The organism is Natrinema pellirubrum DSM 15624, assembly GCF_000230735.2.
In the GTDB taxonomy this organism is placed as follows: domain Archaea; phylum Halobacteriota; class Halobacteria; order Halobacteriales; family Natrialbaceae; genus Natrinema; species Natrinema pellirubrum.
This window is the reverse complement of the sequence record NC_019962.1, coordinates 416,768-429,506: the sequence shown is the minus strand read 5'-3', so window position 1 is coordinate 429,506 and position 12,739 is coordinate 416,768. Positions and strand designations below refer to the sequence as shown.

Here is a 12,739-nt window from a genome sequence, read left to right as displayed (position 1 = left end):
CGATGGATCACGGTTCCCTCGGTTTCGTCTCGCCCCCTGCAATATACGGCTCCGAACTCCTCACGTGGGCCCTGATCGGTCTCCTCTGCTACTGGGCCGCGATCGTCGGCCTGCGAAACGCGGGCCGGCTACCGGACTACGTCGGCACACAGGGACCGATCCTCACCCTCCATACCAAACGCGGTCGTGCCCTCCTCGACCGCCTCGCTCGCCCCAAACGGTTCTGGCGGGCGTGGTCGAACCTCGGCGTCGGCATCGCGCTGGTCGTGATGATCGGGATGTTCGTGTTCCTCCTGCAGGCGGCGATCACCGCGCTCTCGACGCCGGAGATGGCGACATCCGCCGTTCGACAGCCGCGTAACGTCCTCGTGATTCCCGGCGTCAACGACTTCCTGCCGCTGTCTGCCACGCCCGGGATCGTCTTCGGGCTGCTCGTCGGCCTCGTCGTCCACGAGGGCGGCCACGGGCTGCTCTGTCGCGTCGAGGACATCGATATCGACTCGATGGGGATCGCGATGCTTGCCGTCCTGCCGGTCGGCGCGTTCGTCGAGCCCGATCAGGAGAGCAGCAAGTCTGCCTCCCGCGGCGGCCAGACCCGGATGTTCGCCGCCGGCGTCACGAACAACTTCGCGATCACGCTGCTTGCCTTCGCCCTGCTTTTCGGCCCCGTCGTCGGCTCGATCGGCGTCGCCTCCGGGGCCGCCGTCGGCGGCGTCGCACCCGACTCCCCCGCCGACGACGCCGGGATCGAACCCAACGACCGCATCACGGCGATCAACGGCACCGCCGTCGAGACCAACGACGACCTCGCGGACCGTCTCGAGGCCACCAGCGGCGAACGGGTGGCCGTCGAACTCAACGGCGAGGAGACGGTGACCGTCGACCGATCCCTGCTCGTGACCGCGGCGATCGACGACGGCCCGACCGGCCTCTCGACCGGCGACGAGATCCGCGCCGTCGACGGGCAGACGGTCGCGACCGAACGCGGCTTCTTCGACGCCGTCGGCGAGAACGAGCGCGTGAACCTGACGATCGACCCCGCCGACGGCGGCGACCGAATCGAGCGTACGGTGGCCGTCGGAGCCGCCGTCTCGGTCGTCGAAGACGAACCCCTCGAGGCCGAGACCGGACCGACCGACGAGACGATGGTCATCACCCGGTTCGACGGCGAACGGGTCCACAGCTACGCGGAGTTGGCCGACCTGCTCGAGGACACCGAGCCCGGACAGGAGGTCGCGGTCGCGGGCTACATCGGTGACGAACGGGGAAGCTACGAGGTGACCCTCGACGAGCATCCGCGATCCGACAGCGGGTTCCTCGGCATTCAGCCGTACCAGGGAACGTCCGGCGTGGCGGTCAGCGACATCGGGGTCCAACTCTATCCCGCCGACGAGTACCTGGGGCTGCTCGGCGGCGATGGCGACACGCGGTTCGGACCGATTACCGACACGTTCCTCGGGAAAGTGGGGCTCGCAATCCTGCTGCCGGTGATGGGCGTCAGCGGCGCGCTGCCGTTCAACTTCGCCGGCTTCACCGGCGGGATTCAGAACTTCTACGAGGCACAGGGGCTCCTCGGCGCGTTCGGCGACGGGACCGTCTTCCTGCTGGCGAATCTGCTGTTCTGGACCGGCTGGATCAACCTCCAGCTTGGCTTTTTCAACTGCATTCCGGCGTTCCCGCTGGACGGTGGCCACATCCTCCGGACGAGTACCGAGGCGATCATCTCGCGGCTCCCGATCGAGGCGACCCGTGGGATGGTCCGGGTCGTGACGACGACGGTCGGCGTGACGATGCTCGTGAGCTTCCTCCTGTTGCTGTTCGGGCCGCAGTTGGTCTCGGGGTAGCGAACGACCGTCAGGCCCGCGACGTCACTCCTCGTACTCGACGCCGTGGCGCTCGTAGAACTCCTCGGGCGTCGCCTCGAGGCGTTCGAACTCGGTATCGAAGTAGTGTTCGTAGTGGCGGACGACCTGTTCGACGACCCAGCGGCTGAACGCCTCGTCGAAGTGCCACTCACCCTCCATTGGGGGAATGTCGAACCGGTCGTCCGTCGAGAAGGCGGCATAGACGTGGAAAAAGCCAAGGATGACGTCCGCGAAGTCACGGGCCTTCTCCGCGCCCGTTTCGCGCCGCTCCTCGAGTTCCGCCCGACCCTCGGCGGTCAGTTCGAAGTACTTTCGGTCGGGTTCGTCCTCGCGTTCGATGCGCTCGGCCCAGCCCTTGTCCTCGAACTTATAGAGGATGGGGTAGACCGAGCCGTAGGATGGCTCCCAGTGACCGCCGCTGATCTCACAGATCTCCTTCAAGATCTCGTATCCGTACCGTGGTTTCTCCGCGAGAAGCTCGAGGACGAGATAGGCGATGAGTCCTTTCGGCGGGCCACTTTTCCGCATGTGTCTCGGGGATAAAACGGACGGCGCTAAAGGGTTTCGGTCACGCCGAGTTCCGACGGTGCAGGTTCGGTACCGGTTGATCTGGCGGCGACGGTCGGGGCCGAAACTGTCAACCGAAATCCGGTCCTTCTTGAGCGCCCGGTTCCAACCCGCAACTATGGAACGACGGCGACCACCACAGACCGAAGAAGGCTGGTACGTTCTCCACGATTTCCGGTCGATCGACTGGGACGCCTGGCGAGCCGCCCCGGAGCGGCGACGTGAGCGGGCTATCGAGGAAGGTATCGACTACCTCGAGGCCAGCGAGGCCGTCGACGACGCCGACGAGGGCGATTCGGCGACGTTCGCCGTCCTCGGCCACAAGGCCGACCTGCTCGTCCTCCATCTCCGTCCCACCCTCGGCGATATCGACGCACTCGAGCGGCAGTTCGAACACACTGCGCTCGCGGAGTTCACCGAGCGAGCCGACTCCTACGTGTCGGTCACGGAGGTCTCGGGCTACATGTCCGAGGACTACTTCGACGAGGACAGCGAGGTCGAAGACGCCGGCCTCGAGCGCTACATCGAGTCCCGGCTCAAACCCGAGATTCCCGACAGCGAGTTCCTGAGCTTCTACCCGATGAGCAAGCGCCGCGGGCCGGACCACAACTGGTACGAACTGCCCTTCGACGAGCGGGCGGACTACCTCGCGAACCACGGCGAGATCGGCAAGGACTACGCCGGCCGCGTCACCCAGATCATCACCGGCAGCGTCGGGCTCGACGACTTCGAGTGGGGTGTGACCCTGTTCGGTGACGACCCGACCGACGTCAAGGAACTGCTCTACGAGATGCGCTTTGACCCCTCGAGTTCCCGCTTCGCCGAGTTCGGGCGGTTCCTCTCGGCACGGCGGTTCCCGCCGGAAGATCTCGGGGCCTTCCTCGCCGGCGACCGCGTGCCGGCCGAGGGCGAGGGGTCCCATCCCCACGCCGGCGGTGACGCCGAGGGACACCACGGCGGCTCCGACGGACATCATCACGGCGACGACTCGGGATCGGGCCACGGCGACGAGAGCGGCGGTGTCCGCGATGAACTCGAGGACGAGGGCATCTACGCGGGCCAGCCCCACGGCGAGGACGTCCACGCGGTCGTCCTTTACTCGGCGGCCGACCCCGACGAACTGTTCGCGGAGGTCGACGGCTACCGGGAGAACTTCGACCACTACGACACCCACGTGAAGACGGCGGTCTACGAGCCCCAGGATACCGACAGCGAAACCGCCGTCGTCAGCCTCTGGGATACCGAACGGGCCGCGAACACGGCCGCCGGATTCCTCGCCGAGTTACCCGAAGTCGTCCGACAGGCCGGTGACGACGAGGACGATTCGTGGGGGACGATGGGGATGTTCTACACCGTCAAACCGGACCACCGCGGGGACTTCGTCGAAACCTTCGACGACGTCGGTGGCGTTCTCGCCGACATGGACGGCCACCGTAAGACCGACCTGCTTGTCAACCGCGAGGACGAAAACGACATGTTCATCGCCAGCCGCTGGGACTCCCGGGAGGACGCCATGACGTTCTTCCGGAGCGACGCCTTCTCGGAGACCGTCGAGTTCGGACGGGACGTCCTCGCGGACCGACCGCGACACGTCTTCCTGGCCTGAGACGGACCCCAGTCGTCTCCGCCAGGACGGCCCGTCATAGGTGTGGGACAGTCTCACCGGTACCGACACGGGTTGATCGGTCCCGTTCATAAGGCGGATCGATGAGTACGACGCAGGAGTCGTTGCCACGACGAACGTGGGAGCAGTATCGCTCGATTCCGATCATTTACCGTATTGCGGTCGCGTTCGTCCTCGGGACCGCACTCGGGGCCATCGCCGGCGAACGCGCTGCCGTTCTCAGCCCGCTTGGTGATCTCTTCTTGCGGTTGCTCGAGATGCTGATCATCCCGTTGATCGTCTTTACGCTGCTTGGCGGGATGCGCAAGCTGACGCCGTCGAAACTCGGGAAGGTCGGCGGACTGACCGTCGCACTCTATGCCGCGACGACGACGATCGCGGCCCTGATCGGGCTGGCAGTCGCGAACCTGTTCGATCCCGGAACGGCCGTGGAGTTCACCGGTGGCGAGGCCCAGCAGGCCGAACCGCCGTCGGTCTCCGAGGTCGTCCTCGGTATCGTCCCCGAGAATCCGCTGGCCGCGATGGTCAACGGTGAGATTCTGGCGACGATCTTCGTCGTCGTCGTCTTCGGGTTGGCGTTGACGATCGTCCGCGAGTCGACGACCGAGGAGCCGATCGCGGACGCGATCGACGGCTTCTTCGGGTTTATCGACGCCGGTACACAGGCGCTGTTCACGATCGTCTGGGGCGTCATGGAGTACGGCGTCGTCGGCGTCTTCGCGCTCATGGCCACCGCGATCGGGACCGAAGGCCTGGGCGCGATCGTGCAACTGGGCGCGCTCGTCGGCGTCATCGCGATCGGCATCGCGATCCACATGACCGTTACCTACCTGGGCGTGATGACCGTCGGTATCCTCGGTCAGTCACCGCTCGCGTTTCTCGACGGCGCGAAAGACGCGATGGTGACGGCCTTTACGATCCGTTCCTCGAGCGGGACGCTGCCGGTGACGATCACCGACGCCGAACGGAACCTGCGCATCGACGAGTCGGTCTACGGCTTCGGCCTCCCGCTCGGGGCGACGATCAACATGGACGGGGCGGCGATCAGACAGGCCGTCACGGTGGTCTTCGCCGCGAACATGGTCGGCGTGTCGCTCGGCCTCGGCGATCAGTTGATCGTCCTCGCGACCGTGATCCTGATCAGTATCGGCACCGCCGGGGTCCCCGGGGCCGGGCTCATCATGCTGACCGTTATTCTGAACGCCGTTGGACTCCCCCTCGAGATCGTCGGCTTCGTCGCGGGGGTCGACCCGATCCTCGGCCGGATCGCGACGACGAACAACGTCACCGGCGACCTCGCGGTCGCGTCGGTCGTCGGCAAGTGGACCGACGGGATCGACCTCACTGAGGGGGTCTGGGCCGACGGCTCGCAAGCCAGTGGCGACGGCGAGGACGGCGTCGCAGCCGGTGACTGATCAGGGACTCGAGTCCGCCGACTCGTCGTAGAAGAAGTAGGCGGCGATTCCGGCCAGACCGAACGCCAGCGTCACGAACGGCCACTTGCCGGGATCACGGCCGGTCAGGTGGCCGTGGGCGGTCACGAAGATCGCGAAGCCGACGTGAGCGACCAGCGTCGCCGCGAGAAACGCCTGTAGTTCCATTACTGAGTACTTCGACGCGGCGATCAAAGCCGTTACGAAGCCGGTGGACGGCCCCACGAGAAGAGCAGTGCCATGGCCGGGAGGGCGGCTCACCGCACCCGCGGTGAGTCGCCCGACTCGGGGGAGGGCAGGCCACCACCCGATCCGACCGCGAGCGAAGCCGTGCGCGGCGCTTCGCGCCGCGGACAGTCGAGCGGCCGACGGCCGCGAGACGGGCTGAGCGAGCGGACCGACGACCGATGTGGAGGGGCGCAGCGCGCCCCGAAACGGAGGGAGGAGTGTTTTTGATCGACCTTTTGCCGAGGGACGGTGCGCTGGGCGGCAGCTACGCTGCCGCCAGCGCGATAGACCGCAGCGCAAAAGGTCGTCGTTAATCGAAATCGTGATCCGGGTCGTCCTCGACTTTCCGCTTCATCGAGTCGCGTCGTGCCTTGGCGTCACGGCCGGTCGCCTCGAGCAGGAAGTCGTTCTTGATGTCGACGGCGTCGGCCGCGGCCTCGAGTTCGTCGGGGCCGAGTTCGGTGGGGTCGCGCTCGTTGAACTCGACGCCGAGTTTGTCCTTCTTGCCGGAGTACTCGACAGCACCGACGACGATCTTCTCGAAGACCGGGTTGTCCGGCTCGTCGATGAGGTAGAGGTCGCTGCCCTTGTACTCCTCGGTGCCGGTGATCGGGCCGAAGTAGTCCTCGACCGTCGACTCCATATCCGGAATGCGCTCCTCGAGATATTCACCGCGACGCATCTTGTACTCCTTCATGGATTGGGAGAAACACGGCGGCGCGTTTACCTCTTTTCATAGCCAACGATTCGATCCGCTGACCTGTCAGGGATCGCTCGAACGGCGGTATCACGGACACGGGACCCGTGACCGTCGCGGTTGCACCGCGAAATCGGGATCCCGGTCCGTATCAACGCCGCTCGCGTTCGCTGAGATATCCCTTCCGGCAGTCGGGACAGATGTCGCCGGCCCGCAACGAGCCCCGATCGCCGGCAGCGATGTACTCACACCGGGGGCAGTAGAACTCGGTCGGCACGTCCTCGCCGGGACCGCTGTCGCCCTCGGCGGGCGTCGGGACCGACTCGGCTCGCTCGATGCCGGTCCCCGATTCCGACGCGACGTCGGCGGCAGCCTCGGTCGCGTCCTGCGTCGGCGGCTCGGCAGTCACGGAGCGGGCGTCGGCAGCGGCCTCGGCGGCGTCAGCACCGCCGACGGGGTCGTCCGGCTCGTCGTCGAGGAGGACGGCGTCGTCCTCGATCGCGGCCGGATCGACCTCGGCACCGGCGTCGGCCGCGTCGTCGGCACCTGCAGGGCCGTCGTCGGGCCAGTCGGTCGGTTCGTTCGTCTCGTCCGCCGGCGGACCGACGTCGTCGGAGTCGGGCCACTCGCCGCGTTCGCGGTCACGGTCGGGATCGGCGACCGGTTCGTCGTCGTCCTCGAGGATCTCGCCGTCGTCGGTGACCGGATTGCCGTTCTCGTCGGTCGGGAGATCGATCTCGTCGTCGACTCCGGCCGGGTCGGGCTCGGCCGCCTCGAGGTCAGGGGCGGCCGGGTCGGCCGCAGTCTGGTCGGCGTCGTCCGTGTCGGCCGGATCGGCGGTTGCGGGGCCGGCGGCCGCCGTCGCGGGTTCGTCGGCATCGATGAACTCGGCGTCCTCCTCGCCGTCGATCGGATCGGAGTCGGACGCGAGTGCTGGTTCGGGCGGTTCGGTATCGGGCTCGGCGGGGGGAGAGTCGGCGTCCGTCCCGGCGGAGAGGCTCGTTACTTCGGTGTTCTCGCTGATGACGTTGCGCTCGCCACAGCGGGCACACTCCTCGTACTCCTGGACGGTTACGACGACCTCGCTGCCCCGTTCTTCGCGCTCGCGTTCGACCTCGGTCTCGCCGAAGTCGTGTCCGAGCAGCGAACATCGCAGGACCATTGTCCCACCGTACCGACCGGTCCCATAAAAAACGTACTGCTAAGCGGATTTTCGGTCGTGACAACGCGTTGAGTGCAGATCGGCGGACAGGCGAGTCGGACCGTACCTCGAGTCGTGGCTCGAGGAGGCGGGTTCGGCGGCGGCGTTCGTCGCTGTCGGAACGACAAACGTCAAATCCCGGGTCGTCGAATGGACACACGGATGAGAGCAAAGCGGGAGTACCGGAACCGGGAGAGGACGGAGGTGGCGGTACTCGACGCCTTGGTCGACCGCGCCGAGGACGGAATGACGGTCTTCGAACTCCGGGCGGCCGTCGAGGTCGACATCGACGAACTCGAGGACGCCCTGGCGACGCTCAAAGAGGACGACCTGATCGCCGTCGACTCGGGCTCGGAGACGGTGATCAAACCCGCCGACCGCGTCGTTCCCGACGAGCCGACCGACGAGGACGACGACGAGTCGTTCGGCGAGTGGCTTCGCGACCGGCTGCCTTTTTGAATCGAAACGCCTGATACGGTCAGGCCCCAGGGAGTATCCATGAGCGTCATCGAGTCCATCCACGAGGATCACGGGGCCACGTTCGGGGAGCGCGCCGACCGGACGATCGTCGACCACTTCGGGCGTCCCGAACGAACCCATCGCGCGGTCCGCAACGGCGTCGGACTGTTCGAACCGGCCTACGGCGTGATCGTCGTGGAGGGCGACGATCGCGTCGAATACGTCGACAACGTGGTCTCGAACCGGGTCCCCGCCGAGGACGGCGAGGGCTGTTACGCGCTCGTCCTCGACCCACAGGGCGGGATCGAGGTCGAACTCTACGTCTACAACGCGGGCGAGCGACTGCTGCTTTTCACCCAGCCCGAAACCGCCGAACCGCTGGCCGAGGAGTGGTCGGAGAAGGTGTTCATTCAGGACGTCGAGATCCGGGTCGCGACCGACGATTACGGGATCTTCGGCATCCACGGTCCGCAAGCGACCGAGAAGATCGCCAGCGTTCTCAACGGGGCCGCCTCGCCCGATCGCCCGCTTTCGTTCGTCCGCGGGACGATGGGCGACGAAGGGGTCACAGTTGTCCGGACCGACGCGCTGACCGGCGAGGAGAGTTTCGACGTGATCTGTGCGGCCGACGACGCCGAAGCGGTCTACGACACGCTGCTCAACCACGGCCTCAACGCCGCCCCCTTCGGCTACCGGACCTTCGAGAGCCTCGCGCTCGAGGCCGGGACCCCCCTGTTCCACACCGAACTCGAGGGGGAGCTGCCGAACGTCCTCGGCCTCCGAAACGCCTTGGACTTCGAGAAGGGCTGTTACGTCGGTCAAGAAGTCGTCTCCCGCGTCGAGAACCGTGGCCAGCCGAGTCGGCGGCTCGTCGGACTGACGCTCGAGGGCGAGACCGTCCCCGAGGGCGGCGCGGCCGTCTTCGACGGCGACGCCTCGGTCGGCGAGGTGACCCGCGCGGGCGAGAGCCCGATGCTCGAGGAGATCATCGCACTCGCCGTCGTCGACTACGGCCTCGAGAGCGACGACCTGACGGTCCGAATCGATGGCGAGGAGGTCGCCGCAACGCGGACCGAACTGCCATTCGTCGAGGGATCGGACCGGTCGGCGCGGCTGCCGGAATACTAGGGGCGATCGAGAACGAGACGTGCTGGTGAAACGGTCGTTTTAGCCAGCCGAAAGTATTCGATAGTCGTCACCGTGGGTCCCCGTATGGACTGGAGTCGCAGACGGACGCTCCGAGCCGCGAGCGGCTCGGCCCTCGGAACGGTCGTCGCGGGCTGTCTCTCGAGCGGCGACGACGGGACCGGAGAGGCCGACGAGAACGACGACGAATCGGACCGGAACCGCGATCCCGGGGAGCCGGCCGGCGACGCCGAGGACCGTTCGATCGACGGCCGACTGCACAACGATGCCGCGACGGCACGGGTCTTCGCGGTAACGGTTCGGGACGAGACCGGCACCGTCGTCGCGGATGACGAGCGGGACGTCCCGGCGAACGGAACGACGAGAATTCCGGCGATCGCCGGCCCCGGGGAATCGCGGACGATCGAGGTCACCGTGGACGGAACGACCGCGACCGAGACGCTCGCGTTCGACGTCGAACCGATCCCTGGCGGACGGGAGGGGTACGTAGACGTCACGTACACGGCCGAGGAGGGGCTCGAGATCCGCTTCACCCCGATCGAGAACACCGGGGACGACGACCTCCCGCGAGTCGACGAGCCACCCTACGAGATCATCGATCCCGGCTGCGGCCCCGACGGCGGTCGCGAGCCGCTCTGGCTGTGCGAGGCCATGCCGACCGCTCCCTCGTTGTCGTTCGAACAGGTGTCGACGACGGGAGCGGTCCGCCGGGACGAGGGCCTCACCGGGCACCACGACGACTCCGGGTCGCAGTTCTACGCGGCGCTGTTGACCGATACCGACGGTCTCGAGCGGGTGCGGCGTCGCGAGGGCTCGGCAGTCGACGAGCTGCTCGCGGGCACGGACCCCGCGTCCGAGGCCGTCCTCGTCGTCCAGACTGGGTGGGGATCCGGGACGGTGCGACCGCATCTCAAGCGGGTCGAGACGACGAGGAACGGCGTCCACGCGTTCGGGTGCCACCGTCTGCCGTGCGAGAGAACCGACGACATCACCGCCCGAACGGTCCTCGCGCGGTTCGACCGGCCGGCGAGCCTCGAGTCGGCCCACGCCACGCTGACCGTCGACGCCGATCGGCGGGTGACCGTCGCCGCCGGTGAGGGCGTCGTGACGGTCGACGAGTGACGGCCGCTGGTGGCCCCCGCGCCCCTCGAGCGGGGCTCGAGGGGCGACCCCCGGAGTGAGTCTTATATGCTCCGGCATCAACGGTCGAGCCATGTCGGGAGACGCCCTCGAGCGAGACCTGCTGGACCGGGAGCCTGACGACCGGATCCGCGTACTCGACCCGGACGGCACCGTCGTCGCGCCCGAACTCGAGCCGGACCTCGCGGCCGAGACGCTGCGGTCGATGTACCGGGACATGCGGTTTTCCCGCCGGTTCGACGAGCGGATGATCAGCCTCCAGCGGCAGGGCCGGCTGGGGACCTACTCCTCGCTGGCCGGTCAGGAGGGCTCCCAGATCGGGTCGACCTACGCGCTGGCCGACGACGACATGCTCTCCTTTCAGTACCGGGAACACGGGGCGCTGGTCGTTCGGGGTCTGCCATGGGAGTACCTGCTGTACTGGATGGGCCACGAGGACGGCAACGCCGCGCTGGCCGAGATCGACGTCCTACCGCTGGACATCTCGATCGCCGCCCACCTTCCCCACATCGTCGGCTGGTCGTGGGCCGCGAAGCTGAACGGCGACGAGCGCGTCGGCGTCGCCCACTTCGGCGACGGCTCGACCTCCGAGGGGGACTTCCACGAGGCGCTGAACTTCGCCGGCGTCGTCGGGCGTGGCCCGACTGCTCGTGGGACGTAGTCCCACGCTGTCTTCGACACGCCGACGGTCTTTTTCTGTAACAACAACCAGTGGGCGATCTCGGTCCCACGGGAGCGCCAGACCGCGAGCGCGACCATCGCACAGAAGGCCACCGCCTACGGCTTCGCGGGCGTCCAGGTCGACGGGATGGACCCGCTCGCGACCTACGTCGTCACGAAGGCCGCCCGGGAAAAAGCCCTCGAGTCCAGCGACGAGCGATTACGACCGACGCTGATCGAGGCGGTCCAGTACCGCTACGGCGCGCACACGACGGCCGACGATCCCGACGTCTACCGGGACGAGGAAGAAGTCGAGGAATGGCGCGAGAAGGATCCGATCGACCGGTTCGAAGCCTACCTGCGGGACGCGGGCGTCCTCGACGACGACCGGATCGAGGCGATCGAGAGCGAGATCGAGGAGACGCTGGCCACGCTGGTCGACCGCGCCGAAGACGTGGCGGGCGATCCCGGCGATATGTTCGAGTACGCCTACGCGGAGCCGACGCCGCGACTCGAGGCCCAGCGCGACTACCTCGCCGACCTGCGGGAGCGCCACGGCGACGATGCGTTACTCGAAGACGAGTGAACCTCTGGAACAGCGTATAAAGGCCGCAGTGGGACAGGCAAACGGCTACCCGAACGTCGTCGCAACCCCCAGTCGATATGCAACTCGAGCAGCCGTCCCGGGAGGCGAGTTGGGAGGGCACGGTGCCGAACGCGGTCGACGCACGGGTCGTCGGGCTGGTCGTCGTGACGGCCGGCCTCGCCGCGTCGATCAACGTCCCCTACGGCGGCCTCGCGATGGCGGCCGCGTCGTTCGCGGTGGTGACCGGCGTCGGCCTCGGCTGTCACCTGCTCGGCGAACGAAAGCTCCGCCGGATCACCGACGATCTGGTCGAGCGGTGGGTCGCTGCCGGCGGCGAGATCGAGGGCGTCACCCGCGCCGCGACGGGAACGAGGACCGAGTGGCGCGTTCACACCCCCGAGGGCGACATCGTCATCGGCGGGGTCGCGCTGGTGCCGATCGCCCGCCTCTCCGTGGAGTGGCGGGGCATCGCCGACACGATGGCCGCCAGCGAGGCCGAGGAGCGAATCGACCACCTCGCCGAGAGCCTCTACCGGGAGATCTTCGAGATCGGAACCGCGACCTAGCGGTCGTAGCGCGGTTCCGGATGCCGCGCGAGCGGGCTGTTTTCAATCGAACAGTTCCTCGTGGCGCTGGGCCAGGTTCGTGTACTCGCCCGACGAGTAGTCGTCGAGGATCGCCGCCGCGTCGATCCCGGTGTCCTCGAGCGGCGTGATCTCCGCAGGGACGCCGCGAACGAACGAGTCAGGCGGGATCGTATACTCGTCGGGGACGACGGTGCCAGCGGCGACGATGCTGCCGGTGCCGATCGTCACGCCGGTGTTTATCGTCGCGTTGAACCCGATCAGCGATCGCTTCTCGACGGACGTCTCGTTGAGGACGGCCCCGTGACCGACCATGACTTCGCTCGCGAGTCGCGAGGCGTGGATCGTCGCGTTGTCCCCGACGTGCGTTTCCCGGCCGACCCGGACGGGACCGACGTCGCCACGTAGCACGACGCCGGGCCAGACGCTCGCGTCCGCCGCAACCTCGACGTCACCGACGAGGGTCGCCTCGCTGCTAACGCGGGCCGTGTCGTCGATCGTCGGCCGGTCGTCCTCGAACGCGTAGGTCCTGCTGTCGACCATGTGTGA

Annotated in this window: 12 protein-coding genes and 1 pseudogene; 8 read left to right on the top strand and 5 right to left on the bottom strand. The window is 67.4% G+C overall.

Annotated features, from left to right (window positions below):
• The first annotated feature begins 2 nt into the window (after positions 1–2).
• Entirely contained in the window at positions 3–1,844 is a 1,842-nt protein-coding gene (locus tag NATPE_RS02125) for a site-2 protease family protein (protein WP_006180235.1), read from the top strand.
• A 24-nt stretch (positions 1,845–1,868) separates the two neighbouring features.
• On the opposite strand, the gene NATPE_RS02120 is transcribed toward NATPE_RS02125, so the two are convergent.
• A complete protein-coding gene (locus NATPE_RS02120) occupies positions 1,869–2,393 on the bottom strand; it encodes a PadR family transcriptional regulator (RefSeq protein WP_006180236.1) in 525 nt (174 codons plus the stop codon).
• Between the two features lie 157 nt (positions 2,394–2,550).
• Between NATPE_RS02120 and NATPE_RS02115 the strand changes: the two genes are divergently transcribed.
• Both NATPE_RS02115 and NATPE_RS02110 read left to right on the top strand, forming a co-directional pair.
• Positions 2,551–4,038, top strand: coding sequence for a heme-binding protein (locus tag NATPE_RS02115; RefSeq protein ID WP_006180237.1), 1,488 nt, complete (start codon positions 2,551–2,553; stop codon positions 4,036–4,038).
• 101 nt (positions 4,039–4,139) lie between these two features.
• Positions 4,140–5,471 (top strand): dicarboxylate/amino acid:cation symporter, encoded by a 1,332-nt coding sequence (locus NATPE_RS02110; protein ID WP_006180238.1) that lies wholly within the window; start codon positions 4,140–4,142, stop codon positions 5,469–5,471.
• Here NATPE_RS02110 and NATPE_RS02105 read toward each other — a convergent pair whose 3' ends face one another.
• The 3 genes from NATPE_RS02105 to NATPE_RS02095 form a co-directional block, all read right to left on the bottom strand.
• A complete protein-coding gene (locus tag NATPE_RS02105) occupies positions 5,472–5,657 on the bottom strand; it encodes a hypothetical protein (protein ID WP_006180239.1) in 186 nt (61 codons plus the stop codon).
• Between the two features lie 370 nt (positions 5,658–6,027).
• The gene (locus NATPE_RS02100) at positions 6,028–6,414 is read right to left on the bottom strand and encodes a DUF5611 family protein (protein ID WP_006180240.1); all 387 of its coding nucleotides are present in this window, start codon (positions 6,412–6,414) and stop codon (positions 6,028–6,030) included.
• A gap of 151 nt (positions 6,415–6,565) precedes the next feature.
• Positions 6,566–7,576, bottom strand: coding sequence for a DUF7093 family protein (locus tag NATPE_RS02095; protein ID WP_006180241.1), 1,011 nt, complete (start codon positions 7,574–7,576; stop codon positions 6,566–6,568).
• 201 nt (positions 7,577–7,777) lie between these two features.
• Here NATPE_RS02095 and NATPE_RS02090 point away from each other — a divergent pair, with 201 nt between their 5' ends.
• From NATPE_RS02090 to NATPE_RS02070, 5 genes and pseudogenes are all read left to right on the top strand, one after another.
• Positions 7,778–8,074, top strand: a complete 297-nt coding sequence (locus tag NATPE_RS02090) for a DUF6432 family protein (protein WP_006180242.1) — start codon at positions 7,778–7,780, stop codon at positions 8,072–8,074.
• 39 nt (positions 8,075–8,113) lie between these two features.
• Positions 8,114–9,202, top strand: a complete 1,089-nt coding sequence (gene ygfZ / locus NATPE_RS02085) for a CAF17-like 4Fe-4S cluster assembly/insertion protein YgfZ (RefSeq protein WP_006180243.1) — start codon at positions 8,114–8,116, stop codon at positions 9,200–9,202.
• 84 nt (positions 9,203–9,286) lie between these two features.
• Positions 9,287–10,342, top strand: a complete 1,056-nt coding sequence (locus NATPE_RS02080) for a hypothetical protein (RefSeq protein ID WP_006180245.1) — start codon at positions 9,287–9,289, stop codon at positions 10,340–10,342.
• Positions 10,343–10,433: 91 nt separating this feature from the next.
• Positions 10,434–11,606 (top strand): annotated as a pseudogene (locus NATPE_RS02075) (thiamine pyrophosphate-dependent dehydrogenase E1 component subunit alpha).
• Positions 11,607–11,683: 77 nt separating this feature from the next.
• Positions 11,684–12,172 (top strand): hypothetical protein, encoded by a 489-nt coding sequence (locus NATPE_RS02070; RefSeq protein WP_006180249.1) that lies wholly within the window; start codon positions 11,684–11,686, stop codon positions 12,170–12,172.
• Positions 12,173–12,214: 42 nt separating this feature from the next.
• On the opposite strand, the gene NATPE_RS02065 is transcribed toward NATPE_RS02070, so the two are convergent.
• Complete coding sequence (locus NATPE_RS02065; protein WP_006180250.1) at positions 12,215–12,733, bottom strand: gamma carbonic anhydrase family protein; 519 nt, start codon at positions 12,731–12,733, stop codon at positions 12,215–12,217.
• Positions 12,734–12,739: the final 6 nt, after the last annotated feature.